General features: G+C 73.0%; 25 protein-coding genes and 1 tRNA gene. 16 read left to right on the top strand and 10 right to left on the bottom strand.

Going from position 1 to position 24,674, the window contains the following annotated elements:
* Positions 1–26 precede the first annotated feature (26 nt).
* From ACZ6EG_RS27180 to ACZ6EG_RS27155, 6 genes are read left to right on the top strand one after another with little or no spacing between them, the layout of a single operon-like run.
* On the top strand, positions 27–749 hold the full coding sequence (locus ACZ6EG_RS27180; RefSeq protein ID WP_356608513.1) for a CIS tube protein: 723 nt from the start codon (positions 27–29) through the stop codon (positions 747–749).
* The gene (locus tag ACZ6EG_RS27175; RefSeq protein WP_469608341.1) at positions 749–2,686 is read left to right on the top strand and encodes a VgrG-related protein; all 1,938 of its coding nucleotides are present in this window, start codon (positions 749–751) and stop codon (positions 2,684–2,686) included. The genes ACZ6EG_RS27180 and ACZ6EG_RS27175 overlap by 1 nt, the downstream gene beginning before the upstream one ends.
* A gap of 31 nt (positions 2,687–2,717) precedes the next feature.
* The gene (locus ACZ6EG_RS27170; RefSeq protein ID WP_391971286.1) at positions 2,718–3,179 is read left to right on the top strand and encodes a GPW/gp25 family protein; all 462 of its coding nucleotides are present in this window, start codon (positions 2,718–2,720) and stop codon (positions 3,177–3,179) included.
* Positions 3,179–5,137 (top strand): putative baseplate assembly protein, encoded by a 1,959-nt coding sequence (locus ACZ6EG_RS27165; protein ID WP_391971287.1) that lies wholly within the window; start codon positions 3,179–3,181, stop codon positions 5,135–5,137. The genes ACZ6EG_RS27170 and ACZ6EG_RS27165 overlap by 1 nt, the downstream gene beginning before the upstream one ends.
* Positions 5,138–5,196: 59 nt before the next feature.
* Positions 5,197–5,706 carry a phage tail protein gene (locus ACZ6EG_RS27160; protein WP_469608578.1) on the top strand — a complete coding sequence of 170 codons (510 nt, stop codon included), beginning with the start codon at positions 5,197–5,199 and terminating at the stop codon, positions 5,704–5,706.
* Complete coding sequence (locus ACZ6EG_RS27155; protein WP_469608337.1) at positions 5,703–7,196, top strand: NADase-type glycan-binding domain-containing protein; 1,494 nt, start codon at positions 5,703–5,705, stop codon at positions 7,194–7,196. Before ACZ6EG_RS27160 ends, ACZ6EG_RS27155 begins: the two co-directional genes overlap by 4 nt.
* 61 nt (positions 7,197–7,257) lie before the next feature.
* Here the strand turns inward: ACZ6EG_RS27155 and ACZ6EG_RS27150 are convergent.
* Positions 7,258–7,331 (bottom strand) — tRNA-Thr (locus ACZ6EG_RS27150).
* A 220-nt stretch (positions 7,332–7,551) separates the two neighbouring features.
* On the opposite strand from ACZ6EG_RS27150, the gene msiK reads away from it, so the two are divergent.
* The 3 genes from msiK to ACZ6EG_RS27135 all read left to right on the top strand — a co-directional run bounded on the left by msiK (position 7,552) and on the right by ACZ6EG_RS27135 (position 10,123).
* Positions 7,552–8,688, top strand: coding sequence for a diacetylchitobiose ABC transporter ATP-binding protein MsiK (gene msiK / locus ACZ6EG_RS27145; protein ID WP_391971289.1), 1,137 nt, complete (start codon positions 7,552–7,554; stop codon positions 8,686–8,688).
* A gap of 202 nt (positions 8,689–8,890) precedes the next feature.
* Positions 8,891–9,346, top strand: coding sequence for a hypothetical protein (locus tag ACZ6EG_RS27140; protein ID WP_469608575.1), 456 nt, complete (start codon positions 8,891–8,893; stop codon positions 9,344–9,346).
* A 42-nt stretch (positions 9,347–9,388) separates the two neighbouring features.
* Entirely contained in the window at positions 9,389–10,123 is a 735-nt protein-coding gene (locus tag ACZ6EG_RS27135) for a nucleotidyltransferase family protein (RefSeq protein ID WP_356608525.1), read from the top strand.
* A 149-nt stretch (positions 10,124–10,272) separates the two neighbouring features.
* Here ACZ6EG_RS27135 and ACZ6EG_RS27130 read toward each other — a convergent pair whose 3' ends face one another.
* The 6 genes from ACZ6EG_RS27130 to ACZ6EG_RS27105 all read right to left on the bottom strand — a co-directional run bounded on the left by ACZ6EG_RS27130 (position 10,273) and on the right by ACZ6EG_RS27105 (position 16,853).
* Positions 10,273–11,976, bottom strand: a complete 1,704-nt coding sequence (locus tag ACZ6EG_RS27130) for a DoxX family protein (RefSeq protein WP_469608334.1) — start codon at positions 11,974–11,976, stop codon at positions 10,273–10,275.
* 118 nt (positions 11,977–12,094) lie between these two features.
* Positions 12,095–13,036 carry a 23S rRNA (guanosine(2251)-2'-O)-methyltransferase RlmB gene (gene rlmB / locus ACZ6EG_RS27125; RefSeq protein ID WP_391971291.1) on the bottom strand — a complete coding sequence of 314 codons (942 nt, stop codon included), beginning with the start codon at positions 13,034–13,036 and terminating at the stop codon, positions 12,095–12,097.
* A 122-nt stretch (positions 13,037–13,158) separates the two neighbouring features.
* On the bottom strand, positions 13,159–14,559 hold the full coding sequence (cysS, locus tag ACZ6EG_RS27120) for a cysteine--tRNA ligase (protein WP_469608331.1): 1,401 nt from the start codon (positions 14,557–14,559) through the stop codon (positions 13,159–13,161).
* Between the two features lie 214 nt (positions 14,560–14,773).
* Positions 14,774–15,289: a 2-C-methyl-D-erythritol 2,4-cyclodiphosphate synthase gene (gene ispF / locus ACZ6EG_RS27115; RefSeq protein ID WP_469608328.1), complete on the bottom strand. Its 516-nt coding sequence runs from the start codon at positions 15,287–15,289 to the stop codon at positions 14,774–14,776.
* Positions 15,279–16,055, bottom strand: a complete 777-nt coding sequence (gene ispD / locus ACZ6EG_RS27110) for a 2-C-methyl-D-erythritol 4-phosphate cytidylyltransferase (RefSeq protein WP_391971294.1) — start codon at positions 16,053–16,055, stop codon at positions 15,279–15,281. Before ispD ends, ispF begins: the two co-directional genes overlap by 11 nt.
* A gap of 315 nt (positions 16,056–16,370) precedes the next feature.
* The gene (locus ACZ6EG_RS27105) at positions 16,371–16,853 is read right to left on the bottom strand and encodes a CarD family transcriptional regulator (RefSeq protein WP_003953493.1); all 483 of its coding nucleotides are present in this window, start codon (positions 16,851–16,853) and stop codon (positions 16,371–16,373) included.
* 709 nt (positions 16,854–17,562) lie between these two features.
* On the opposite strand from ACZ6EG_RS27105, the gene ACZ6EG_RS27100 reads away from it, so the two are divergent.
* Positions 17,563–18,303 (top strand): copper chaperone PCu(A)C domain-containing protein, encoded by a 741-nt coding sequence (locus tag ACZ6EG_RS27100; protein WP_469608325.1) that lies wholly within the window; start codon positions 17,563–17,565, stop codon positions 18,301–18,303.
* Positions 18,304–18,407: 104 nt separating this feature from the next.
* On the opposite strand, the gene phoP is transcribed toward ACZ6EG_RS27100, so the two are convergent.
* Both phoP and phoR read right to left on the bottom strand, forming a co-directional pair.
* Positions 18,408–19,079 carry a two-component system response regulator PhoP gene (gene phoP, locus ACZ6EG_RS27095; protein ID WP_465270560.1) on the bottom strand — a complete coding sequence of 224 codons (672 nt, stop codon included), beginning with the start codon at positions 19,077–19,079 and terminating at the stop codon, positions 18,408–18,410.
* Between the two features lie 5 nt (positions 19,080–19,084).
* Positions 19,085–20,356, bottom strand: a complete 1,272-nt coding sequence (gene phoR / locus ACZ6EG_RS27090; RefSeq protein ID WP_391971296.1) for a two-component system sensor histidine kinase PhoR — start codon at positions 20,354–20,356, stop codon at positions 19,085–19,087.
* A 223-nt stretch (positions 20,357–20,579) separates the two neighbouring features.
* On the opposite strand from phoR, the gene phoU reads away from it, so the two are divergent.
* The 5 genes from phoU (at position 20,580) to ACZ6EG_RS27065 (ending at position 23,080) form a co-directional block, all read left to right on the top strand.
* A complete protein-coding gene (phoU, locus tag ACZ6EG_RS27085) occupies positions 20,580–21,269 on the top strand; it encodes a phosphate signaling complex protein PhoU (protein WP_391971297.1) in 690 nt (229 codons plus the stop codon).
* Between the two features lie 117 nt (positions 21,270–21,386).
* Positions 21,387–21,542 (top strand): hypothetical protein, encoded by a 156-nt coding sequence (locus tag ACZ6EG_RS27080; protein ID WP_469608320.1) that lies wholly within the window; start codon positions 21,387–21,389, stop codon positions 21,540–21,542.
* 109 nt (positions 21,543–21,651) lie between these two features.
* Positions 21,652–21,900, top strand: a complete 249-nt coding sequence (locus ACZ6EG_RS27075) for an SCO4226 family nickel-binding protein (protein ID WP_391971299.1) — start codon at positions 21,652–21,654, stop codon at positions 21,898–21,900.
* A gap of 126 nt (positions 21,901–22,026) precedes the next feature.
* Positions 22,027–22,389 carry an SCO4225 family membrane protein gene (locus tag ACZ6EG_RS27070; protein WP_469608317.1) on the top strand — a complete coding sequence of 121 codons (363 nt, stop codon included), beginning with the start codon at positions 22,027–22,029 and terminating at the stop codon, positions 22,387–22,389.
* Positions 22,390–22,459: 70 nt separating this feature from the next.
* On the top strand, positions 22,460–23,080 hold the full coding sequence (locus ACZ6EG_RS27065) for a dihydrofolate reductase family protein (RefSeq protein ID WP_469608314.1): 621 nt from the start codon (positions 22,460–22,462) through the stop codon (positions 23,078–23,080).
* Positions 23,081–23,116: 36 nt separating this feature from the next.
* Here the strand turns inward: ACZ6EG_RS27065 and ACZ6EG_RS27060 are convergent, their stop codons facing one another.
* Complete coding sequence (locus ACZ6EG_RS27060) at positions 23,117–23,974, bottom strand: alpha/beta fold hydrolase (protein ID WP_391971302.1); 858 nt, start codon at positions 23,972–23,974, stop codon at positions 23,117–23,119.
* Between the two features lie 63 nt (positions 23,975–24,037).
* Here ACZ6EG_RS27060 and ACZ6EG_RS27055 point away from each other — a divergent pair, with 63 nt between their 5' ends.
* The gene (locus ACZ6EG_RS27055; RefSeq protein WP_469608311.1) at positions 24,038–24,667 is read left to right on the top strand and encodes a TetR/AcrR family transcriptional regulator; all 630 of its coding nucleotides are present in this window, start codon (positions 24,038–24,040) and stop codon (positions 24,665–24,667) included.
* Positions 24,668–24,674 lie beyond the last annotated feature (7 nt).

Below are 24,674 nucleotides of genomic sequence, written 5' to 3'. Positions count from 1 at the left end.
GCGTCGCGGAGCAGAGAGGAAGACCCATGGCACAGAGCGGCAAGGGCGCCGGCAAGAGCCTCGTACGCGCCAACCTCGCCATCCACGAGCCCCCCACCGGCACGACCACCACACCCGGGGCGCTGATGCGCACCTTCGGCTTCGAGTTCAACCCGGCCCAGCTGTCCCTCTCCCAGCGGACCCAGTGGAAGGCGACGCCGACGGCGGCCGTGCGCAAGGCCGCGAAGCCGCAGTTCATGGGCGCCGAGCCGCGGGAGATGACCCTGGAGATCTTCCTGGACTCCTCCACCAAGCCGGGCGGCAACACCGTGCTGAAGAAGGTCGAGTCGCTGCTGCGCTGCTGCGAGGTGACCGCCAAGAGCCTCGCCGCCGACCAGCCGTCGCCGCCCTGGGTGGTCTTCGAGTGGGGCTCCTTCTCCACGGCCCGGTTCACCGCGTACGTGGCGTCCGTCGAGGCCTCCTACACCCTCTTCGGCACCACCGGCATCCCCATCCGCGCCACCTGCCAGGTGCACCTGGTCGAGATCCCCGGCCCGACCCGGGGGCAGAACCCGACCTCGGGCGCGCTCACCGCCCAGCGCGTGCACCGGGTCGTCGCCGGGGACTCGCTCCAGTCGCTGGCCTGGCGCGAGTACGGCAGCGCGAACGCGTGGCGGGCGATCGCCGAGGCCAACGGCATCGACGACCCCGCGCGCCTGCCGACCGGCACCGAACTCATGCTGCCCGCCGCCGAGGAGGTGCCGCACTGATGGTGCGCCCCGCGTTCTCCAGCATCGTCCAGGTCCGGATCGGCGCCGCGAAGCTGCCCGACGACATCGCCCTGATGCTCGTCGACGGCTGGGTCGACCAGGGCATCGGCGTGCCCGCCGCCTTCCGCATCACCTTCCGCGACCCCGACCACCTGGTCCTCGGCAAGCTGAACGTGCAGTTCGGCACCCGGGTCGTCATCACCCCGGTCGCCGACGGCCAGGGCGTCGGCAAACCCCTGCTGACCGGCGAGGTCACCGCCATGGAGGCCGACTACGACGGCACCGGCAGCTACACCGTGATCCGCGGCTACGACTTCGGGCACCGCATGATGCGCCAGCGCCGCGTGGCCGCCTACCGCAACCAGAAGGCCTCCGACATCGCCCGCAAACTCGCCGCCATGGACGGCGTGTCCATCGGGCGGATCGAGCCGACGAAGGGCGCGTACGGGTTCATCAGCCAGTCCAACGTCACCGACTGGGACTTCCTCGCCCGGCTCGCCGACGAGAACAACATGGTGATGTCCGTGGACGCCAAGGGGAAGTTCCGGTTCGTCAGGCCGACCCCCTCCGCCGGAGCGCCCTCCCCGAAGACCGACGGCGACCAGAGCGCCTTCGTCCTCCAGGCCCGGCACGACATCATGCGGCTGCGGGCCGCCGTGACCGCCGCCGACCAGACCGGCAAGGTCGAGTCGCGCGGCTGGAACGTCACCACCAAGAAGGAGATCACCGAGGTCGCGCCCGCCACCACCGACCCGGGCCTCACCATCGGCTCCACCCCGGGCGAGGCCGCCGGGAAGTTCAAGGCCGCCAAACTCGTCGAGACCGCCAACCCCTACGACCGCCAGGACGAGGTCCGGCACGCCGCGCAGTCCCTCGCCGCCGACGTCACGTCCTCCTTCGCCGAACTGGAGATCGCGGTGAAGGGCAGCCCCGACCTGCGGCCCGGCGTACCCGTGGCGCTCAGCGACGTCGGCAAGCCCTTCGAGGGCAAGTACACCGTCACCTCGGTACGCCACCACTTCGGCGACAGCGAGCCCTACCAGTCCTGGATCACCGTCAGCGGACGCCAGTGGCGCTCCCTGTACGGGCTGGCCTCGGGGGGCGGCGGCGGTGCGGACCCGGCGAGCGCGGCCCGGCTGCCCAGCGTCGCCAACGCCCTCGTCACCGACGTACAGGACCCGCTGAAGCAGGGCCGGGTCAAGCTCCAGTTCCCGTGGCTGGACGACACCTACGTCAGCGACTGGACGCGCAGCGTGCAGATGGGCGGCGTGGGCGGCGGCGGCGTCTTCCCCATGGACGTGGGCGACGAGGTGCTGGTCGCCTTCGACCGGGGGGCACTGGACCACCCGTTCGTCATCGGCGGGCTCTACAACGGCCGGGACCTGCCCACCAAGGTGGACGTCCCGCTGCACGACGGCCTGAAGAAGAAGGCGGTCCGGCACACCCTGTCCGACCGCCAGGGCAACCGCGTCGACCTGCTCAGCCAGCGCACCGGCGGGCGCAGGCAGGGGGTCCGCATCGCCAGCGGCAACGACAAACTCACCATCAACCTCGACCGCACCAAGACCGAGATCACCGTGGACAGCGCGGGCACGGTCAGCATCACCGGCAGCCGCTCGGTGTCGGTGGAGGCGGGCACCAGCCTGTCGCTCAGCGCCGGGCGCTCCCTGACCATCAAGAGCGGCGGCCCGCTCACCCTCCAGGGCGGCAGCGTGATCAACATGCGCAGCGCGGGCCAGATCGGGGTGAACGCGGGCGGCGCCCTGAACCTGGTGGCGGGCGGCGCGGCGAGCCTGACCGGCGGGGCCGCCACGAACATCACCGGCGGCGCCAGTCTCCAGCTCAACTCCGCCACGACGAGGGTCGTCGGAGCGAGCTTCTCCGTCCTGGCCCCCTCGTTCAAGGTCATCACGATCCCCGTGCCCGGTGCGTCGTGAACCGTCCCCGAGGAAGGCAGGTGGCCCTCTGATGGCCGAACAGTTCGTCGGCTCCGGCTGGTCGTTCCCGCTGCGCATCGGGCCCACCGGCGGCATCGCCCTGGTCAGCGGCGAGCGCGAGATCGAGGAGGCCATGCAGCTGGTGCTGGCCACCGCCCCGGGCGAGCGGCCCATGCGGCCCGAGTTCGGCTGCGCCATCCACGACCTGGTCTTCGCGCCGGTCAACGAGCAGACCGCCGGCCGCATCCAGCACGAGGTGTACACGAGCCTGGACCGCTGGGAGCCGCGCATCGAGGTCCACGAGGTGGAGGTCAGCACCGGCGGCGACCAGAGCGTCCTCTACATCGACGTGCGCTACTCGATCCGCGGCACCAACAACCCGCGCAGCCTGGTCTTCCCGTTCTACGTCATCCCCTCCCACGACGAGCCGGACCTCACCGAGGGTCCCGCCGGCCCCGCGGGCCTCCCGGGCTCTTTCGAAAGCGATCGCTGATGTCCCTGCCCTCCCCCAACCTCGACGACCGCCGCTTCCAGCAGTTCGTCGACGACGCCAAGCGCTACATCCAGCAGCGCGCCCCGGAGTGGACCGACCACAACGTCTCCGACCCCGGCGTCACCCTCGTCGAGACGGTCGCCCACATGGCCGACCAGATCGTCTACCGGCTCAACCGGGTACCCGAGAAGAACCACCTCGCCTTCCTCGACCTGGTCGGCATCACCCTCTTCCCGCCGTCCGCCGCCCGCACGGACGTCACCTTCTGGCTGTCCGCGCCGCAGGAGGACTCCGTCCTGGTCCCGGCCGGCACCGAGGTCGCCACCCTGCGCACCGAGCGGGACGAGGCCGTCGTCTTCGCCACCGTCGGCGACCTGACCGTCGTGCCGTGCGCGCTCGGCCGGCTGATGGTGCAGCACCGCGGCGAGGCCGTCACCGACCGGACCACGGACCTCGCCGAGGGCCAGCACCTGATGTGCTTCTCCGAGGCCCCGGCCCCCGGCGACTGCATGCTCATCGGCCTCACCGCGGCCGTCCCGCACTGCGCGCTCGCCCTGGAACTCGACAGCCGCGTCGACGGCGTCGGCGTCGACCCCCGCCAGCCGCCCCTGGTGTGGGAGGCCTGGACCGAGGACGGCTGGCAGCCCTGCGAGGTCGACCGGGACGGCACCGGCGGCCTCAACCGCCCCGGGGACATCGTGCTCCACGTCCCCGGCGGCCACGTCCTGTCCCGCAACGGCGGCCAGGAGGCCGGCTGGATCCGCTGCCGGGTCACCGACCCGCTGCCCGGCCAGCCGTTCTACACGACCTCGCCGACCATCCACTCCGCCGAGGCGTACACCATCGGCGGCACCACCGGCACCGTGCACGCCGAGACCGTGCACGACGAGGCGCTCGGCGAGTCCACCGGCCTGCCCGGCCAGCGGCTGCGGCTCGAACACGCTCCCGTCGTCGCCGACGACCCGCCCGTCGTCCTCCAGACCGCCGCCGACGACGGCTGGCAGGACTGGCAGGTCGTCCCGCACTTCGCCGGCTCCCGGCCCGGTGACCACCACATCACCCTGGACGCCGCGACCGGCCGGATCGCCTTCGGCCCCGCCGTCCGCGAGGCCGACGGCACCCTGCGCCAGTACGGCGCCGTCGCCCCCAAGGGCGCCGTCGTCCGCGCCCTGCGCTACCGCACCGGCGGCGGCCGGGCCGGCAACGTGGCCCGCGGCGCCGTCCAGGTGCTGCGCACCTCCATCCCGTACGTCTCCGAGGTCGTCAACCGCGAGGCCGCGCGGGGCGGCGTGGACGGCGAGACCGTCGAGGAGGCGAAGCTGCGGGCCCCGATCACGCTGCGGGCCCAGGAGCGCGCCGTGACCCTGCGGGACTACGAGGAACTCGCCCGCCGGGCCGCCCCCGAGACCGCCCGCATCACCTGTCTGGAGGGCGAGGAGGGCGACCACGGGGCCTACGCGGTCCGCGTCCTGGTCGTGCCGCAGGCCGTGCCCGACCCGGGCGGGCGGCTGCGCTTCGAGCAGCTCGTGCCCGGCGACGCCCTGCTGGACCGCATCACCCGCCACCTCGACGAGCGCCGCCTGATCGGCACCCGCCTCGCCGTCGGCCCGCCGTACTACCAGGGCGTCACCGTCGTCGCGACCGTGCACGCCTTCCGCGGCGTCGACACCGACCGCGTCCGCCGCCAGGCCCACGACGCCCTCTACCGGCACTTGGACCCGCTCACCGGCGGCGCGGACGGCACGGGCTGGCCCTTCGGGCGCCCCGTGCAGGCCGGCGAGGTCTTCGCGGTCCTCCAGCGGGTGCCCGGCGTCGAACTCGTCGACGAGGTCGTCCTGCACCCCGCCGACCCCCTCACCGGCAAGCGCGGCGACCCCACCGACCGCATCGACCTCGAAGCCCCCGCGCTGGTCTTCTCCTTCGACCACCGGGTCCGCGTGATCGGGGACAACGGGTGACGGCCGGCTCCCGCCGGGGCTCCGTCGACGGCCTCGGCTCCTCGCTGCCCATCGGCTCGATGCTCCCGGCCGTCTTCGCCGACGACGACCTCGCCCAGCGCTTCGTCGGCGGCCTGGACGACGTCCTCGCCCCGATCCTGAACGTCCTGGACTGCCTGGACGCCTACTTCGACCCGGCCCTCACCCCGGCCGACTTCGCCCGGTGGCTCGGTACCTGGGTCGGCGCCGAGACCGACGGCACCGAACCCGAGGACCGGCTGCGCGCCGCCGTGTCCGCCGCCGCCCGCCTGCACCGCGTACGCGGCACCCGGCGCGGTCTCTCCGAGGCGGTACGGCTCGCGTTCGGTGTCGCACCCGAGATCACCGAGAGCGGCGGCGCCTCGTGGAACGCCCGCCCGCTGGGCCCGTTCCCCGGCGCCCCGCGCCCCCGCCTCCACGTCGCCCTGCGGCTGCCCGACCCGTCCCCGGCCGACACCCACCGCCTGGACCGGCTCGTCGCCACCGCCCGCCCCGCCCACATGCCCTACACCGTCGAAGTGACCGCCTCCGAAAGGACCCCGGAGAGATGACCACCCAGAACTGCGCCGAGTGCGGAACCCGCGCGGAACCGGGCCAGTCCTTCTGCGACGCGTGCGGCGCCGTACTCCGCTGGGACCAGGCCGGCGCCCGCACCACGCAGCCGGCGGCCTCCTCGCCCGACCAGGGCCCCGGCTGGGACGCCTTCTCGCGCCCCGGCCCCGGCGGCACGGGCGTGCCCCCCGCCCGCAACGGCCTGCCCGCCCCGGAGCCCACCGGCGGCAGGCGTGGGGACGACGGCCCCGCCGGCCCGCCGGTGGTGCCCCACCCGCGCCGCCCGGCCGACGCGGACGGGCCCGGCGGGACGGACCCCGCGACCCCACCCGCCGCCGCGCACGCACCGGGCACCCCGGACCGCACCGCCGACGGCCCGGCGACCCCGCCCCGGGAACCCGGCGCCGCGACCGCCGCGACCGCGGGAGCCGCAGGAGCCGCGGCCGCCGCCGCGGGGCCGGCCGCACCCCGCGTGCCCGGGACCGCCGCTGCCGGCGGCACCGCACCCGCCGCACCCCCCGGCGCCGACGAGACCGCCCCCACCGCCCCCTTACCGGCCGCCCCGGCCCCGAACGCCCTCACCGACACCATGTCCGACCGGGCCCGCTCCCTCCTCGTCCCCGTCGCCGACCCGAACGCGCCCGCGCCCGCCGCGCCCCCCGCCGTCGCCCCCGTCCTGCCCGGCCGCCCCGACGCCGACCGGCCCCAGGTCCGCGCGCCCGGCCACCAGCCGGACTTCGCCGACGGCCCGCCCTGCCCGTGGTGCTCCACCCCCAACCGGCCCGACCGCCACTACTGCGCCCGCTGCGCGATGCCCCTGGTGCGCACCGGCGAGCACACCACCGCGCCCGCCCCCTGGTGGCGCCGCCTCTTCGGCGGCCGGCGCCGCGAGACCCCGTGGGCCGGCGACCGCCCGCGCCTGCGCCGGGTTTTCGACCGCATCGGCACCTGGATCACCCTCGCCGTCGTCATCACCCTGGCGGTCCTCGGCTTCGTCTACATCCCCGACGGCATCCAGGCCACCCGCGACCACTTCGCCAAGCGCGCCCCGGTCTCCCCGGACCGGATCACGGCCTCCCGGTCCTACGCCGGCCACAAGCCGGAACTCCTCATCGACAAGCACAGCAACACCTGGTGGGGCCCGGGCATCTCGCAGTCCGGCCAGGGCGAGTGGTTCGAGGTCTCCTTCACCGAACCGACCCGCCTGCTGGACCTGATCATCACCCCGGGCGTCTCCACCAAGGCCGACCGGCTGAGCGAGTCCGCCCTGCCGCACCGCGTGAGGGCCGCCGTCACCACCAAGGACGGCCGGACCACGACCCGCGACCTCACCCTCGACCAGGGCCCCGGCGGCCAGCGCCGCCCCTTCCGTGTGGGCGAGGTCACCAAGGTCCGCTTCACCATCGAGTCGGCCCACGCGGCCTCCGCCGACAAGCAGGTCGCCATCGCCGAGATCGAGTTCTTCGGCCCGTCCAGCGCGAACCGCTGACCCTCGCGAGAACGACGTCGGCCCCCCGGCTCACAGGCCGGGGGGCCGACGTCGTACGAAGAGCCCCCTGTCGGATTCGAACCGACGACCTACGCATTACAAGTGCGTTGCTCTGGCCATCTGAGCTAAGGAGGCGTCGCGCGGCTGCGCGCGCGGAGGCTGCTCCACTGTACACAGCGGCGGTGAACGATGTGATGCGAAAATTTCGGCGAAGTTCACAGGCCCACAGGTACTGACAGACCAGGTGAACGCCAGGTACCGTCCTGACCCAGTTCACCCGTGTGGACTACACCACACCACCTTCCTACAACGGATCGTCCGGCACGTTCCTGCCGGTAGAAGGGGGCCCATCACCATGGCCACTGTTACGTTCGACAAGGCGACCCGCGTGTACCCGGGTTCCACCAAGCCCGCCGTCGACGGTCTCGACATCGCGATCGAGGACGGCGAGTTCCTCGTCCTCGTCGGACCCTCCGGCTGTGGCAAGTCCACCTCGCTCCGCATGCTCGCGGGGCTCGAGGACGTGAACGGCGGCGCCATCCGCATCGGCGACCGCGACGTCACGCACCTGCCGCCGAAGGACCGGGACATCGCCATGGTGTTCCAGAACTACGCGCTGTACCCGCACATGACGGTCGCCGACAACATGGGCTTCGCGCTCAAGATCGCCGGCGTCAACAAGACGGAGATCCGGCAGAAGGTCGAGGAGGCCGCGAAGATCCTCGACCTCACCGAGTACCTGGACCGCAAGCCGAAGGCCCTCTCCGGCGGTCAGCGCCAGCGTGTGGCGATGGGCCGCGCGATCGTGCGTGAGCCGCAGGTGTTCCTCATGGACGAGCCGCTGTCCAACCTGGACGCCAAGCTCCGCGTCTCCACCCGTACTCAGATCGCCTCGCTCCAGCGCCGCCTCGGCATCACCACCGTCTACGTCACCCACGACCAGGTCGAGGCCATGACGATGGGCGACCGCGTGGCCGTCCTCAAGGACGGTCTGCTCCAGCAGGTCGACTCGCCGCGGAACATGTACGACAAGCCCGCGAACCTCTTCGTGGCCGGCTTCATCGGCTCCCCCGCCATGAACCTGATCGAGGTCCCGATCACCGACGGCGGCGTGAAGTTCGGCAACAGCGTCGTCCCCGTCAACCGGGACGCCCTGAAGGCCGCCGCCGACAAGGGCGACCGCACGGTCACCGTCGGCGTCCGCCCCGAGCACTTCGACGTGGTCGAGCTGAACGGTGGCGTGTCCGCCACCCTGACGAAGGGCAGCGAGGACGCCCCGGCGGGCATGGCGGTCACCGTGAACGTCGTGGAGGAGACCGGCGCCGACGGCTACGTCTACGGCACCGTCGACGTCGGCGGCGAGAGCAAGGACCTCGTGGTCCGCGTCAGCAGCCGCGCGGTGCCGGAGAAGGGCGCGATCGTCCACGTCGTGCCGCGTCCGGGCGAGAGCCACGTCTTCTCGTCCTCCACGGGCGAGCGTCTCTCCGACTGATTTCACCCGAGTTGACGGGAAGGGCCTCGCGGCCGGCCGCGGGGCCCTTCCCGTTGTCGACAAATACCCCGACACAACGGACGTTTCGAGCGACGTACGTCAACCCCCCACCCACTGGGTAGCCCTTCCTCGTCACCCGAAGGGGTGACCAAATGTCGCCATATGGTTACCGGGCGCTACCCTCACTCGCGTGAAGCATTCCGTGAAGCACTCCACCACCCGACAGACGCGACGCGGCCGGGGCCCCGCCCACCGGATCGGCCGCTCTCTCGCCTTCGTCCTGCCCGTCGTCCTGGTGCTCTCCGGGACTCTCGCGGTCACCCGGGTCAACTGGTCGGGCGATCCCTCCGACTCGGTGCTCGCCGCGTCGGAGGCCTCCTCGTCCAAGGCCACCTCCCGGACCGCCGCCCGCGCGCCGCACGAGGTGCTGCGCGACCGGCTGCTGACGGAACTCCAGGAGGAGGACCCGGGCGTCGCCCTCACCCACCTCCAGCAGGCCGTGAACGAGCGCCCGTCGCTCGCCGGGCACTGCGCGTCCTTGGCCCGCGCCCTCGGCCGCGCCGCGGTCAAGGTGTACGGCCCGACCCGCGCCCAGTCCTACGCGCGCCCGGTCTGCGACACCGCCTTCGCCTCGGGCGTGCTGGCCGCGCACGGCTGAACGCGCTTCGGTGGCCGGCGGGGCGCCGCGTACAGTTCGGGCATGACCGATCCGAACGCCGCGTCCCGCCGCCCCGTTCAAGCCGTCGTCCTGGCCGGCGGACAGGGTTCCCGGCTGCGCCCCTACACCGACGACCGGCCCAAGCCGATGGTCGAGATCCCCGGCACGGGCACTCCCATCATCGGGCACCAGCTCGCCTGGCTCGCCGAGGAGGGCGTGACGGACGTCGTCGTCTCCTGCGGCCATCTGGCCGAGGTGCTCCAGCAGTGGCTGGAGACCGCCGACCTGCCGCTCTCCGTCACCACGGTCGTCGAGACCGAGCCCCTCGGCCGGGGCGGCGGCCTCAAGTACGCCGCCGCGCGCCTCCCACACCCCGACCGGCCCTGGTACGCGACGAACGGTGACATCTGGACCCGTTTCTCGCTGCGCGACATGGCCGACTTCCACGCCGAGCGGGACGCCGTCGCGACCCTCTCCCTGGCCCGTCCGCGGCTGCCCTGGGGCGCCGTGCAGACGGACGGCTTCGGCCACATCACCGACTTCATCGAGGCACCCCCGTCGACCTTCGAGATCAACGCCGGGGTGTACGTCTTCTCTCCCGGGTTCGCGGCGATGCTCCCGGAACGCGGTGACCACGAGCGGACGACGTTCCCGAGGCTGGCCCGGGAGCGCCGGCTGGCCGGTTTCCCGATCCCGCAGGGCTCCTACTGGCGGGCGATCGACACCGCGAAGGACCTGACGGAGGCGGCCCGCGAACTGGCCGCCCAGGGTCGCTGAACCCTCCGGAGCCCCCGGCGCGGCCTCTCGGCCTCCCGTCCCGCGCCGATGGGTCGGGCACCCCCGGCGCCCGCCACACGTGACAGGGGCCCCGCACGGACGACGTGCGGGGCCCCTTGGTGTGGGCGGGGCCGGTCCGGCCCCGTGGGCTAGCCCAGGAGGCCGCCCACCAGCCGGCTGCCGGGCTCCCCGGTGGTGGAGGAGTCCCCGCCCTCGCTGCCGCTTCCGGTGCCGCCGGTGGTGCCGCTGCCGCCGCCGGTCGTGGTGCCGCCGGAGGTCGGCCCCGCGGTGGTGCTCGGCGCCTGCCCGGCCGGGGTGGACCGCTGCGGCGGGGCCTGGCCCGTGGTGCCCTGGGTCTGGCTGGGCACGGTGCCCCCGGGGGCGGTGCCGCCGCTGTCACGGGTGGCCCCGGCCGTGGCCGCGGCGCCCTGGGAGGGGGTCGCCGCGCCGCTGGTGGCGCCCTGGGTGGGTGAGGCGGAGGCCTCGGGGGACCTCGGCTCGCGCGTGCCGGGCTCCTGCGGGAGCGGGGAGCCGGGCAGTTCGTTGCGCGGTGCCTCGCCGGGGCCGGGGACGACCACACGGTCGGCGTCCCGGACGGCACCGCCGAGCAGCGAGCCGACGAGGAGGGTGACTCCGGCGACGAGGAAGGTGACGAGCGCGCCGCGCCGCAGGACGTAGCGGCGCAGGTCCCAGATGTCGGCGCGGGGGCCGAGCCGTCGCCAGGCGCTGCCCGCGAGCCGGCCGTCCACGGAGTAGACGGGCGCACCGGCGATGATCAGCGGGGACCAGGCGGCGAGGTAGATGATGTCGGGCGCGTCGTAGACGGGGACGCTCTTCCAGCTGACGGTGACCAGGAGCGCGGCGGACAGGCCGGCGCCGAAGACGGCGGCGACGCGCTGCCAGCAGCCGAAGATGGTCAGGACGCCCACCAGCACCTGGAGGAAGGCGATGACGAGGCCGGCGCCGACGGGGTGGGCGAGGGCGAACTGGCGCAGCGGCTCGGCGACGTCCCAGGGGTGCAGGGTGTTGAGCCACTTGACCATGGAGCCGCGTTCGCCGCCGTCGAAGTAGACGGGGTCGCAGAGCTTGCCCATGCCGGCGTAGATGGAGATGAAGCCGAGGAAGACGCGCAGCGGCAGCAGCACGACGCCGAGGTTCATGCGGCGGCCGGGGAAGTAGGCGTGCCGCGCCGGGTCGTCGGCGTGGCGCCTGGTGCGCGGCTCGGCCGGTGCGGTCTCGTCCTCGCCGTAGCCGTCGGGGCCGGAGTCGAAGTCCTCGCCGGTGTAGGCGGGTTCGTCGTAGGCGCTGCCGACGGTGCGCATGGCGGGCAGCAGTCGGGTGCCGTCGGGGACGGGACCCCGCTGGGCGCCCACGAGGGGGGTCTCGAGGGTCTGGGTGGCGGGGCCTTCGTCGTAGCCGTCGTAACCCGGCGCGCCCCCGTCGACGCGGGGGATGACCTGGGTGGCCCCGGCGTCGGAGGTCTGGTCCGCGACGTGCCGGCCGGCTCCGGCCCGCACCGCCTGGAGCAGACGGTGGGCTCCGGTGTCGTCCGGGTCGGAGCGTCCGCTCCAGACGACGGCGCGGCGCCGGGCGGCGGCCGGGGCGGCAGGACTCTGTGCGGTGCCCACGACGGGCATGCGGGCGGTGTCCTGGGTGGCGCTCAAGTGCCGCGCGATCCGCGGGGACCGGGTCCGCCGCGCGGAGGCACCGAGCTGCACGCGGAAACTCGCGTGGTTGACGATGACCTGGGCCGGATCGCTCGGCACCTTCACCATGCTCAGCGCGGGAGCGTCGTCGATTCCCGACGAGCGGTCCCCCGTGGGTGTGCGGGGTGTTCTGGTGTCCACACTCATCTAACCGAGTGATGTGTCGTTAGGACACTGCCTTGACCGGCCGGATCTGTCCGGACCGCGTCAAGCATGTCCGGACCGTCCGGAACACCCCGTACGGGCTACGGTGTCGAACCCTCGTTCACGCGCGTCGGCGCGCCGCCTCGTAGAGCACGATCCCCGCCGCCACACCGGCGTTGAGGGACTCGGCGCCACCCGGCATCGGGATCCGCACCCGGTAGTCGCAGGTCTCCCCGACGAGCCGGGACAGGCCCTTGCCCTCGCTTCCGACCACGACGACCACGGGGCCGCCCAGGGCCTCCAGGTCACCGATCTCGACCTCGCCGTCGGCGGCGAGGCCCACGACGGTGATGCCGGCCTTCTGGTACGACTCCAGCGCCCGCGTGAGGTTGGTGGCACGCGCCACCGGCGTACGGGCGGCCGTACCGGCGGACGTCTTCCAGGCGCCCGCCGTCATGCCGGCCGCGCGCCGCTCGGGCACGACGACGCCGTGGCCGCCGAAGGCGGACACGGAGCGGACGACGGCACCGAGGTTGCGCGGGTCGGTCACGCCGTCGAGGGCGACGATCAGCGGGTCCGCGCCCTCGTCGTGGGCGGCGGCGACCAGGTCCTCGGGGTGCGCGTACTCGTAGGGCGGGACCTGGAGGACGAGGCCCTGGTGGTTGAGCCCGTTGGTCATCCGGTCCAGCTCGGGGCGCGGCGCCTCCATGAGGTTGATGTTGCCGCGCTCGGCCGCGAGCTGGAGCGCCTCGCGCACCCGCTCGTCGTTGTCGATGAACTGCTGGACGTAGAGCGTCGAGGCGGGCACGCCGTCGCGCAGCGCCTCGAAGACGGGGTTGCGGCCGACCACGAGCTCGGACGTGGACCGGCCGCCCCCGCGCCGCTGCGGCGTGCGTCCGGTGGCGCGGCGCGCCTTGGCGTTGGCGGCGCGCTGCTTGACGTGCCCCTTGCGCATCTCGGCGGGAGGCGTCGGCCCCTTGCCTTCCAGGCCCCGGCGTCGCTTGCCGCCGCTGCCGACCTGCGCGCCCTTCTTGCCGGACATGCGGCGGTTGTTCGCGGCCATGAGTTACCTGTCTCCGCTCTCTACGGGAGTGTGCGTGCTGCTTGCTTCACATGCAGTGTGCCGCCCGGAAGGCCGGGCGGCACAATCGATCTACGGGACCGGACCGCGGGGAGCCGGTCGGGTCAGCGGGAGCCGAGGCTCCAGCGGGGTCCCTGCGGGCTGTCCTCGATGACGAGACCGGAGTGCCCGAGCTGGTCGCGGATGGCGTCCGCGGTGGCCCAGTCCTTGCGCGCCCGCGCGGCCTCGCGCTGGTCGAGGACGAGGCGTACGAGGCTGTCGACGACGTGCTTCAGGTCCTCGCCCTGCTCCTGCTCGCCCGCCCACTGCGGGGCCAGCGGGTCGAGCCCGAGCACGCCGAGCATGGCCCGCACCTCGGCGAGCCGGCCGACGGCGGCCTCCTTGTCGTCGGCGGCCAGCGCGCTGTTGCCCTGCCGGACGGTGGTGTGCACGACGGCGAGGGCCTGCGGGACTCCCAGGTCGTCGTCCATCGCCTCGGCGAAGGCGGGCGGCACCTCGGCGGCGGGCTCGACGGCCCGGCCGGCCAGCTCGGTGACGCGCTGCGCGAAGCCCTCGATCCGCGCGTACGCCGACTCGGCCTCGCGCAGCGACTCCTCGCTGTACTCGATGGTGGAGCGGTAGTGCGGGGTGCCGAGGTAGTACCGCAGCACGACCGGCCGCCACTGCTTGACCATCTCGCTGACGAGCACGCTGTTGCCGAGCGACTTCGACATCTTCTCGCCGCTCATGGTGACCCAGGCGTTGTGCACCCAGTACCGCGCGAAGGCGTCGCCGAAGCCCTCGGCCTGGGCGATCTCGTTCTCGTGGTGGGGGAAGATCAGGTCGATCCCGCCCCCGTGGATGTCGAACTCGCTGCCCAGGTACTTGTGCGCCATGGCGGAGCACTCAAGGTGCCAGCCGGGCCGGCCGCGCCCCCACGGCGTCTCCCAGCTCGGCTCGCCGGGCTTGGCCGCCTTCCACATGGCGAAGTCCCGCGGGTCCCGCTTGCCGCTCTCGCCCTCGCCGGAGGGCTGGCGCAGCTCGTCGAGGTCCTGGTTGGACAGCGACAGGTACCCGGGCAGGGAGCGTACGTCGAAGTAGACGCTGCCGTCGGCCTCGTAGGCGTGTCCGCGCTCGATGAGCCCGCGCATCATCTCGACCATCTCGGTGATGTGCCCGGTGGCGCGGGGCTCGTACGTCGGCGGCAGGCAACCGAGGGCGTCGTAGGCGTCGTTGAAGGCCCGCTCGTTCTCGTAACCGATGGACCACCAGGGGCGGTTCTGCTCCGCCGCCTTCTTGATGATCTTGTCGTCGATGTCGGTGACGTTGCGGACGAACGTGACGTCGTAGCCGCGGTAGGCGAACCAGCGGCGCATGATGTCGAAGTTCAGCCCCGACCGGATGTGCCCGATGTGCGGGGCGGCCTGCACGGTGGCACCGCACAGGTAGATCGAGACGCAGCCCGGCGTGAGGGGGGCGAAGTCACGGATCTGCCGGGCGCTGGTGTCGTACAGGCGAATAGTCACGACTCCAGGGTAGTAGGCCCCGGGCAGTGCCAAGGGCACACGGCCCCGCGCGCCCCTTCCCCCCACCCCGCTTCCACCCCCGCGCGAGGGACGGAGGCCGGGGGTTCAGGGGCGGAGCCCCTGGCGGGGCCCCGCGCGGAACCGCAGCGCCCGGCGCGCACCAGGGCCGGCGGCCCCGCACCCGCCGTACCCGCCGAAGCCCCGCCGGGAACCGTCACCCCACCCGAACCACCAGCGCCGTCGCCACCGCCATCAGCCCTTCCCCCCGCCCGGGGAACCCGAGCCCGTCCGTCGTCGCCCCGGACACCGACACCGGCGCCCCCACCGCCGCGGACAGCACCGCCTGCGCCTCCTCGCGCCGCTTGCCGACCTTCGGCCGCGCCCCGACCACCTGCACCGCGACGTTCCCGATCCGGAACCCGGCCGCCCGCACGATCCGCGCCGCCTCGGTCAGCAGCGTCACCCCCGACGCCCCGGACCACTCGGGCCGCCCGGTGCCGAAGTGCTGCCCGAGGTCCCCGACCCCGGCCGCGGAGAACAGCGCGTTGCACGCCGCGTGCGCGACGACGTCCGCGTCGGAGTGCCCGGCCAGCCCGGGGCCCTCGCCCTCCCACTTCAGCCCGGCGCACCACAGCTCGCGCCCGTCCTCGAAGGCGTGGATGTCCGTACCGATCCCGACCTGCGGCAGCGGCATCGACACCGGCATGGACCCGTCCGTCTCAGAACCCATCGTTCAGCCTCCGTCGCGCCAGTACCGCCTCCGCGAGCACCAGATCGAGGGGCCGCGTCACCTTGAACGCCTCCTCGTGCCCCGGTACGACCACCACCGTCGGCCCGAGCCGCTCGACCATGCTCGCGTCGTCGGTTACCTCGCCGGTCACCGTCTCGTGGGCCCGCACCAGCGTCGCCCGGTCGAAGCCCTGCGGCGTCTGCACCGCCCGCAGCCGCGCCCGTTCCGGCGTCGCGACCACCGGCTCGGGCTCCCCCGGCGCGGCGGCGGGCTCGACCTGCTTGACCGTGTCGGCCAGCGGCACCGCCGGCACCACGGCGGGCGCGCCCTCGCGCACCGCCTCGATCACGGCATCCACCGTGTCCACGGGCACCAGCGGCCGGGCCGCGTCGTGCACGAGGACGATGTCGTACGCGGGCGGCAGCGCGTCCAGGCCGAGCCGTACGGACTCCTGCCGCGACGCGCCGCCGGGCACGACGAGGAAGTCCGTCCGCTCCGGCAGTGCGTGCGCGTCGAGCAGGCTCCTGACCTCGGCCGCGCCGTCGGGCGGCGCCACGACGACGACCAGGGAGACGGCCCGGGACGCGGCCATCGCCCGGACGGCGTGGATGAGCATGGGTGTGCCGCCCAGCGCGCGGAGGGCCTTCGGCGCGCCGGGACCGAGCCGTACGCCCCGGCCGGCGGCCGGGATCACGGCCGCGGTGCGGGTGTGCGTACGGGCGTCGGGGGGCGTCTGCGCGGGCGAGGGACGCGATTCGTCAGACATCGGTTCCTGTCAGGTTTGTGTGCTCGACCTAGTTGGGTATGGCCTCACCGTGCCGGGCGCGAAGCCCCGACCGGACCCTTCCGTGACCCCGGTCGAGCCAGCAGCCCGAGCCCGGCACGCCAGTACCCGGGGGCAAGCCCCCGGGAAGAGCCTACGAACACGAGGGCGTACCAGGACGGCTGTCCGGGTACGAACATGCCGCAGCGCCCGGCGACAGCAAAGATGTCATCGGGCACCGCGGCATTTCAGTGCGCTGATCCGAGCGGGCAGCGGGCTGCGTTCCGCCTCGGGAGGCGACTCACCTCGGGAGGCGGCTCAGGAAGCGAGCACCTCGTCGAGCAGGGCCTCCGCCTTGTCCTCGTTGGTGTTCTCCGCGAGAGCCAGCTCGCTCACCAGGATCTGGCGGGCCTTGGCGAGCATGCGCTTCTCACCGGCGGAGAGTCCGCGCTCGCGCTCCCGGCGCCACAGGTCGCGTACGACTTCCGCGACCTTGATGACGTCGCCGGAGGCGAGCTTCTCCAGGTTTGCCTTGTAACGACGCGACCAGTTCGTGGGCTCCTCGGCATACGGCGCGCGCAGCACCTCGAAGACCCGGTCCAGCCCGTCCTGACCGACCACATCACGCACGCCGACGAACTCCGCATTGTCCGCTGGCACACGTACCGTCAGGTCACCCTGGGCGACCTTCAGCACCAAGTAGGTCTTGTCCACGCCTTTGATCTGGCGAGTTTCGATAGCCTCGATCAGCGCGGCCCCGTGATGGGGATAGACCACGGTGTCGCCAACCTTGAACGTCATGTGACAGGTACCCCTTCCGTGGCTATCCAGGGTAACACGGATACGGCGTCTTCTGAATGGCGTTTTCGCAGGTCAGGGCATATCTCGGGGCTTGACAACAGCAACAGGAACGTGCTGCGGCGAGCGAGCGGAAGAAAGTATTCGCAGGTCGGAGCGGCTCTTCAGGCAGGGCGAAACACGCACGTCACACACACCCGGAGGGCCCTCCACCTGCCCGAAACACGCCCTATGTCCGGTTCCATGCGTGCGACTTCCGCTACTCCGTTCGGTGGCCGAGGCGGGCTTCCGGACGAATCCGGAATTGATCACGCGGTGCCCCGGCAGGCCCGCCGATGATCAATTTCCCGGCCGCCCGCGCATTCCTCCGGGAAATCTCGCGCACCCGCCGGCCGACCCGTATCACGAGGGCTTCTTATGTGAATGACGGACGAGTGCCGACCGCAAAGCGACCGCGGCGAGCACTCCCGCGGGACGCCCTCCGCGCACCCCGCCCGCGGTCCCCGGGCCGCCCGGAACCACCACCGTCTCCCCGCTGTCTCCCCGCCGTCTCAGCGCTCTCCTACCGCCTGCCGGGCGAAGCCGGGCGCCTTCGGGGAGGGTCGGGTGCGGCCGCCCGGGAACGGCTCGGTAGCCTAAGGCCGCTGACAGCCACTTAGGGCGGCTTTATCCGTGCCGCCGTCTCGCTCGAGTCCTAGGAGTTGCCGCCGCCGTGAGCAGCAGCCTTCGACGCGGCGCCCTCGCCGCCGCCGCCATCGCGTTCTCGATCGCCTCGCTCGCCGCGTGCGGTGCCGGTCACAACGCCCAGACGCTGGAGATCAAGCCGGACAACGCTGCGACGACGGTCGGTGACATCCAGATCCAGAACGCGATCGTCATCACGCAGCCCGACCTGGAGTCGACCGGCCCGGCCGTGGTCTCCGCCACCCTGTTCAACAACGGCAGGACGGACCAGACGCTCGAGTCCATCTCCGTGGTGGGCACCGACAAGTCCGCCGAGCTGAAGCCCGCCGAGGGCGAGAAGGGCGGCAACGGCCTGACCGTCCCCGCGGGCGGTTCCGTGGTCATCGGCGGCGAGAACAACGCCTCGGCCGTCCTGCCCAGCAGCCGCGAGGCCATCAGGGACGGCAACGCGCAGGAGATCACCTTCACCTTCAGCAAGACCGGTGAGGTCAGCCTGAAGGCGTTCGTCGTACCCGCCGAGAGCTACTTCTCCGGCTGGGGCCCGAGCGACGTCCCGGCGGCCCCCGGCGCGTCGGGGCAGCCGTCGCAGGAGACCTCCGGCGAGCCGTCCGACGGCCAGACCTCGGGCGTGCCGGCCGACGGCGGGTCCACCGCGGGCACCGGCGAGTCCCCCGCGGCCGGCGAGTCCGCCGCGGCCGGGACCGAGGACGGGTCCGGCACCGGCACGGCGACGGACGGCTCCTCGCACGAGGCCGACGCGGGTCACTGAGCCGCGCGGAACGACGGAAGGGCGGGACCTCCTCGGAGGTCCCGCCCTTCTTCGTACGGCCGCTGGGCGCTTCCCGGACGCGGACGCCGGACGCGCCGGGCGCTCTACGGCTCGAACTTGTACCCGAGGCCCCGCACCGTCACCAGGTAGCGCGGCGCGCCCGGGTCGGGCTCGATCTTGGCGCGCAACCGCTTGACGTGGACGTCGAGGGTCTTGGTGTCACCGACGTAGTCGGCGCCCCACACCCGGTCGATCAGCTGCATGCGGGTCAGCACGCGGCCGGCGTTGCGCAGCAGCATCTCCAGCAGGTCGAACTCCTTCAGCGGCAGGTCGACCTTGGTGCCGCCGACCGTCACCACGTGCCGGTCGACGTCCATGCGGACGGGACCGGCCTCCAGCGCGGCCGGGGTGACCTCCTCCGGCTCGCCGCGGCGGCGCAGTACGGCGCGGATGCGGGCGACCAGCTCGCGGGAGGAGAAGGGCTTGGTGACGTAGTCGTCGGCCCCTATCTCCAGCCCGACCACCTTGTCGATCTCGCTGTCCTTGGCGGTCACCATGATCACGGGGACGTTCGAGCGGCCGCGCAGCTGACGGCACACCTCGGTGCCCGGCAGGCCGGGCAGCATCAGGTCGAGGAGCACGAGGTCGGCGCCGTTGCGCTCGAACTCGTCGAGTCCGTCGGGGCCGGTGGTCGCGACGGCGACCTCGAAGCCCTCCTTGCGGAGCATGTACGACAGGGCGTCGGAGAAGGACTCCTCGTCCTCGACGACGAGCACACGGGTCACGGAAGGACCTCCGGGGCGGGAAGCGTTGCGTACGGGGAAGTATGGGGGGAAGAGGGGGACCGCTCGGTCTCGGCACTGAGTCCGGCGCGGTCCGACCCCTGCGGTGCGCGGTCGCGGGACGCGCCCGACTCCGGCAGTCGCAGGGTGAACGTGGAGCCCTGGCCTTCGGCACTCCACACCGTGACCTCCCCGCCGTGCGAGGCGACCACGTGCTTGACGATCGCCAGACCCAGACCGGTGCCTCCGGTGGCCCGGGAGCGGGCGGGGTCCACGCGGTAGAAGCGCTCGAAGACGCGCTCCTTGTCCTTCTCCGAGATGCCGATGCCCTGGTCGGTCACGGCGATCTCGATCAGGTCGCCCCCGGGGGCTCCGACCCGGCGGGCGGCTATGCCGACGCGGGTGCGGGCGGGCGAGTAGTTGACGGCGTTCTCGACCAGGTTGCCGAGGGCGGCGGCGAGCTGGCCGCGGTTGCCTCGTACGTGCAGATCCGCCGTTCCTCCGGCGGCCATGGTGATCTGCTTGGTGCCGGCCGCGTGCCGGCAGCGGTCGATGGCCTCGGCGACCAGCTCGTCCACCCGGACGGGCTCGGCGTCGTCGAGCGGGTCGTCGTTCTGGACCCGGGACAGGTCGATCAGCTCCTGCACGAGGTTGGTGAGCCGGGTCGCCTCGATCTGCATGCGTCCGGCGAACCGCTCCACCGCCTCCGGATCCTCGGAGGCGTCCATGACGGCCTCGGAGAGCAGGGAGAGGGCGCCGACCGGCGTCTTCAGCTCGTGGCTCACGTTGGCCACGAAGTCGCGGCGTACGGCCTCGATGCGACGGGCCTCGGTGAGGTCCTCGACGAGCAGCAGCACCAGCCGGGAGCCGAGCGGAGCGACCCGCGCGGAGACGGCCAGTGCCTCACCGCGTCCGTTGCCCCGCCTCGGCAGGTCCAGCTCGACCTGCCGTATCTCACCGTCCCGCCGGGTGTCCCGGGCCATCTGCAGCATCGGCTCGACGGCGAGCTTGCCGCCCCGGACCAGGCCGAGGGCGTACGCCGCCGAGCTGGCCTTGACCACCGCGTCGGCCTCGTCGAGGACGACCGCGGAGGAGCGGAGCACCGACAGGACGGTGTCCACACCGGGCGGGAGCACCGGATCGGTGTGCAGGGAGGTACGGGTGGGGCGTTTCTGGTCGCGCTCGCTCCAGCGGAACGCCAGCATGGCGATGACACCGGTGAGTACTCCGGCGATCGCTGCCGCTGCGGCGACCGCCGCGTTCACGTCCATGCTTCCAGGTTAGGCATGCCGAACGGCCCCGCCCCAGCCATCGGACTGCGACCTCGAACACTCGTCGCCCAGAGTTCACCTTGGAGCCAGGGATGGTTCATTTGTGATGCCGGAAACGGACGCGTAGGGGCCGGACCGTGTAAGCGTGGGGGCACGGCAAGGGTGCGAGCCGGTGCCGAGCCGGTGCGAGCCCCCGAAATGGACGTACGAGAGGGAAATCCTGATGCGGGACGCGTACCACGAGGAACTGGACTCGATCGGCGACAGCCTGGTGGAGATGGCCCGGCTCGTCGGGTCGGCGATCGGGCGCGCCACGACCGCCATCCTGGACTCGGACCTGAAGCTGGCCGAGAACGTGATCGAGGGCGACCAGAAGGTCGACGAGCTCCACCACGAGCTGGAGGCCCGCGCGATAGCCCTGCTGGCCCGGCAGCAGCCGGTCGCCACGGACCTGCGCATCGTCGTCACGTCGCTGCGGATGTCGGCCGACCTGGAGCGCTCGGGCGACCTGGCCCAGCACGTGGCCAAGCTGGCCCGGCTGCGCTACCCGGAGCGCGCGGTCCCGAGCGACCTGCACGCCACCATCCTGGAGATGGGCCAGCTCGCGCAGCGCCTGATGGCGAAGGCGGCCGAGGTGATCATCACCAAGGACGTCGACCTGGCCCTCCAGCTGGAGCAGGACGACGACGCGATGGACCTCCTGCACCGCACCCTCTTCCAGCACCTGATGGACGACCGGTGGAAGCACGGCATCGAGACGGCCGTGGACGTCACCCTCCTCGGCCGCTACTACGAGCGCTACGCCGACCACGCCGTCGCGGTCGCCAAGCGGGTCGTCTACCTGGTCACCGGCGAGCACGCGGACGACCTCCAGGCGGACATCCAGCCGCCCACCCAGGTCGAGGGGGCCTGACTCCGCCGCGCGGGCGCGGCGGGCCGGGGGCGCGCGCCATCGCCCCAGTGCGCCGTTGATGCGACGGCCGCTCGGGGCGTGCAATGGGGCCAGGCACCAGCCTCTAGGAGGAACCCGATGGCCGATTCCCCCAGCACCGACCCCACTCCCACCGAGGAACGCCGCACCGAGCGGCCGCCCGAGCTCCGCAGCCTGCCCCTGGTCGCCGCCTGCGGTTGCGGCTCGGGCTGCGGCTGCGGCTGTCAGTCGGGCAACCCCTGCCAGTGCGGCTGACGCGCCGACGGCAGCGGCAGGCACACACGCGCCCCCTCGGCGACCGGGTTCGCCCCGGCCGCCGAGGGGGCGCACCCTGGAGGGGAGACCCTGAAGGGGGTGCGAGACCATGGCTCACTTCATGGACGTGCACCACGGGATGCACGGCATCACCTCGGACCAGCTCCACGAGGCCCACCAGGCGGACCTCGCCGCGGAGAAGGACGAGGACGTCCACTTCGAACGCGCCTGGGCGGACCCGGGCTCCGGCACCGTCTACTGCCTCTCCGAGGGACCGTCGGCCGAGGCGGTCCAGCGCGTCCACGAGCGCGCGGGCCACCGGGCGGACGAGATCCACGAGGTCCCGCTGACGGTGTGAACCTCGTCCGGTCCCGGCTCCCCTGGGTGCCGCGTCCCCCGACCTGAGTACGGCTACTCAGGCCCGGGGGCCCGTCTCCGTCCCACCCTGGACACCGGAAGACGACCCATGGGGAGACGAGAACCGATGACGCCCAGCCCGGAACCGAAGAAGCCCAGCCCGATACGTGCCCTCACCCGCCGCACCGTTGCCAACCCCGCCTCGGCCGCGTACCTCGCGCTGGTCGGCGGCGCGACGGCCGTGGCCGCGCTGGAGCCCCTGTCCGCGTCCGGCCCCGACGCCTCCCTCGCCTGGGTGTGGCCGGCCCTGCTCACCTTCCCGGCCTTCGGCTTCGTGGCGTGGCTCGGCGAGGCGACCTGGGGCGGCGAGGCGCCGACCTGGTTCTTCGTCGGCGGCATCGCGGTCTCGGCCCTGGCCCAGTCGCTGGCGCTGGGCACGGCCTGGCGGGCCCTGCGGGGACGCCGCAGCCGGCTGACGGCGGCGGGCTGAGGCGACGCCCTGCGGCGGGGCGCCCCGGCACGGGAGGATGGACGCGGCCACCCGGGAGCAGGAGAGCGCCATGACCGTACGCACGGGCAGAGTGATCTGCGACATCACGATCTCGGCCGACGGCTTCTCGGCGGGCCACGGCCAGACCGAGGAGCGCCCCTTCGGCGACGACGGCGGCGACGGCACGGGCGCCGGGCTGCACGCCTGGATGTTCGACACCCCCGACGAGAACCGGGCCGAGATCTCGGCCATGACCGACGCCGGCGCGTTCGTCATGGGCCGCAACATGTTCGGCCCGGTGCGCGGCGCGTGGGACCGGCCCTGGAACGGCTGGTGGGGCGAGGAGCCCCCGTTCCACGCGCCGGTGTACGTCCTCACCCACCACGCCCGCGAGCCGCAGCCGATGGCCGGCGGCACGACGTTCCACTTCGTCACCGACGGCATCGCCCCGGCGCTGGCCCGGGCCCGCGCGGCGGCCGGCGACGGCGACGTCCTGGTCCTGGGCGGCGCCACCACGATCAACCAGTACCTCGCCGCCGATCTGGCGGACGTACTGCGCCTGCACATCGCCCCCTTCACCCTGCGCACCGGCACCCGCCTCTTCGAGGACGTACCGCCCCTGCGCCTGGACCAGGTGGAGTCCCGCGCGGCGACCCAGGTCACGCACGTGACGTACCGCGTGCGGTCCTGAGCGGGCGGGCCGGACGGCGGCCCCGGGGACCGCTCCTCAGGGGGTGCGCCGGGCCGGCTCCGCCCCCGTCTCGACGAGGAAGTCGGTCAGCACCTCGGCGAGCCTTTCGGGCTGGTCCTCGGGGACGAGGGTGGAGGAGTCGGCGATCTCGACCAGCCGCCCCCGCGGGTACAGCGCGGCCAGCCGGGGGCCGTGCTCCCGCGGCATCAGCCGGTCCTCCTTCGCCCAGACGACCAGGACCGGACGGTCGAACGCCCGCAGCCCCTCGCTCCAGGCCAGCAGGGTCCGGCGGTCGGGCGCCCCGGTGGCGAACTTGGCCAGGTCCCGGCGAATGTCCCTGCTGCGGGCGGCGGGGGCGAGCCAGTCGTCCATGACCTCGTCGGGGATGCCGCGCAGGCTCATCCCGCCGTAGCCGGAGCGCATGTGGCGCACGGCCGGGACGCCCATCAGCCGGATCAGGAGCCGGACGCCACCGGGAATCCGGCACACCTGGGACATGGCCCTCGCGGGGCCGGGCGGGAAGTTGTCGAAGGCCTCGCAGGCCACCAGCACCATGCGGGCGATCCGCGCGTCCCGTCCCTCCGTGACCAGGAACTGGCCCCCGCCCCAGTCGTTGAGGACGAGCGTCACCCCGTCCAGCCCGAGCCGCTCGACGAACTCCCCCAACAGCCGGGCCACACCCCGCTGCGACAGGTCGGCGTCCGGCTTCATCGGCCGGCGGTGACCGCCGAGCGGCAACGTGGGCAGTACGCACCGGTACCCGTCCAGCAGCGGCACCACCTTGCGCCACTGGGTCCCGCTCATCGGCATCCCGTGGCCGAAGACCAGTACCGGCCCCTCACCCCCGGTGTCCTGGTACTCGACCGGCCCGGACGACAGCTCGACACTCGGCATCGCGGTTCCCCTACTTGATAGAGTGTTCTACTGCCAGTGTGACGGCCGGAAAGGCGGACGGCAATGGGACCGGAGACGGGTACGGATACGGGAACGGGACGACCGGACACGCGGGCCAGAATCCGGGATGCGGCCGGGACCCTGTTCCGCCGCCACGGCTACTCCGCGACCGGCCTCAAGCGGGTCGCCGCGGAGGCTCAGGCGCCGTTCGGCTCGATCTACCACTTCTTCCCCGGCGGCAAGCAGCAACTGGCCGAGGACATGATCCGCACCACGGGCCCCGCGTACGGCCGCATGGTCCTGGCCCTGCTCGACTCCGTCCCGGACCCCGCCGAGTCCCTCGTCCACGCCTTCGACGCGGCCGCGACCGACCTGGCCGCCGCCGACTACGCCGACGCCTGCCCGATCGGGACGGTGGCCCTGGAGGTGGCGAGCAGCAACGAGGTCCTGCGGACGGCGACGGCGGAGGTCTTCGAGGAGTGGGTGGAGGCCGCGGCCGGGTGGTTCACCCGCTGGGTCCCCGACCCGGAGGCGGCCCGGTCGCTCGCGTACTCCCTGGTCATGATGCTGGAGGGCGCGTTCATGCTCAGCAGGGCCACCCGCGACCCGGAACCCCTACGGGTGGCCGGCCGCACGATGGCCCACCTCCTGCGCACGACCCTCGCCGAGCCCGGGGCGCCAGCTTCGGACTAGACGGAAT

The organism is Streptomyces sp. NPDC041968 (assembly GCF_055589025.1).
The sequence above is the reverse complement of the archived record's forward strand: the minus strand, read 5'-3'. Positions and strand labels throughout refer to the sequence as shown.

Bases quoted from the DNA above. Each gene is read 5' to 3' on its own strand.
- ACZ6EG_RS27180 (WP_356608513.1), top strand. From the start codon at position 27: ATGGCACAGAGCGGCAAGGGCGCCGGCAAGAGCCTCGTACGCGCCAAC.
- ACZ6EG_RS27175 (WP_469608341.1), top strand. From the start codon at position 749: ATGGTGCGCCCCGCGTTCTCCAGCATCGTCCAGGTCCGGATCGGCGCC.
- ACZ6EG_RS27170 (WP_391971286.1), top strand. From the start codon at position 2,718: ATGGCCGAACAGTTCGTCGGCTCCGGCTGGTCGTTCCCGCTGCGCATC.
- ACZ6EG_RS27165 (WP_391971287.1), top strand. From the start codon at position 3,179: ATGTCCCTGCCCTCCCCCAACCTCGACGACCGCCGCTTCCAGCAGTTC.
- ACZ6EG_RS27160 (WP_469608578.1), top strand. From the start codon at position 5,197: ATGCTCCCGGCCGTCTTCGCCGACGACGACCTCGCCCAGCGCTTCGTC.
- ACZ6EG_RS27155 (WP_469608337.1), top strand. From the start codon at position 5,703: ATGACCACCCAGAACTGCGCCGAGTGCGGAACCCGCGCGGAACCGGGC.
- msiK (WP_391971289.1), top strand. From the start codon at position 7,552: ATGGCCACTGTTACGTTCGACAAGGCGACCCGCGTGTACCCGGGTTCC.
- ACZ6EG_RS27135 (WP_356608525.1), top strand. From the start codon at position 9,389: ATGACCGATCCGAACGCCGCGTCCCGCCGCCCCGTTCAAGCCGTCGTC.
- ACZ6EG_RS27130 (WP_469608334.1), bottom strand. From the start codon at position 11,976: ATGAGTGTGGACACCAGAACACCCCGCACACCCACGGGGGACCGCTCG.
- rlmB (WP_391971291.1), bottom strand. From the start codon at position 13,036: ATGGCCGCGAACAACCGCCGCATGTCCGGCAAGAAGGGCGCGCAGGTC.
- ispF (WP_469608328.1), bottom strand. From the start codon at position 15,289: ATGGGTTCTGAGACGGACGGGTCCATGCCGGTGTCGATGCCGCTGCCG.
- ispD (WP_391971294.1), bottom strand. From the start codon at position 16,055: ATGTCTGACGAATCGCGTCCCTCGCCCGCGCAGACGCCCCCCGACGCC.
- ACZ6EG_RS27105 (WP_003953493.1), bottom strand. From the start codon at position 16,853: ATGACGTTCAAGGTTGGCGACACCGTGGTCTATCCCCATCACGGGGCC.
- phoR (WP_391971296.1), bottom strand. From the start codon at position 20,356: ATGGACGTGAACGCGGCGGTCGCCGCAGCGGCAGCGATCGCCGGAGTA.
- phoU (WP_391971297.1), top strand. From the start codon at position 20,580: ATGCGGGACGCGTACCACGAGGAACTGGACTCGATCGGCGACAGCCTG.
- ACZ6EG_RS27080 (WP_469608320.1), top strand. From the start codon at position 21,387: ATGGCCGATTCCCCCAGCACCGACCCCACTCCCACCGAGGAACGCCGC.
- ACZ6EG_RS27075 (WP_391971299.1), top strand. From the start codon at position 21,652: ATGGCTCACTTCATGGACGTGCACCACGGGATGCACGGCATCACCTCG.
- ACZ6EG_RS27070 (WP_469608317.1), top strand. From the start codon at position 22,027: ATGACGCCCAGCCCGGAACCGAAGAAGCCCAGCCCGATACGTGCCCTC.
- ACZ6EG_RS27065 (WP_469608314.1), top strand. From the start codon at position 22,460: ATGACCGTACGCACGGGCAGAGTGATCTGCGACATCACGATCTCGGCC.
- ACZ6EG_RS27060 (WP_391971302.1), bottom strand. From the start codon at position 23,974: ATGCCGAGTGTCGAGCTGTCGTCCGGGCCGGTCGAGTACCAGGACACC.
- ACZ6EG_RS27055 (WP_469608311.1), top strand. From the start codon at position 24,038: ATGGGACCGGAGACGGGTACGGATACGGGAACGGGACGACCGGACACG.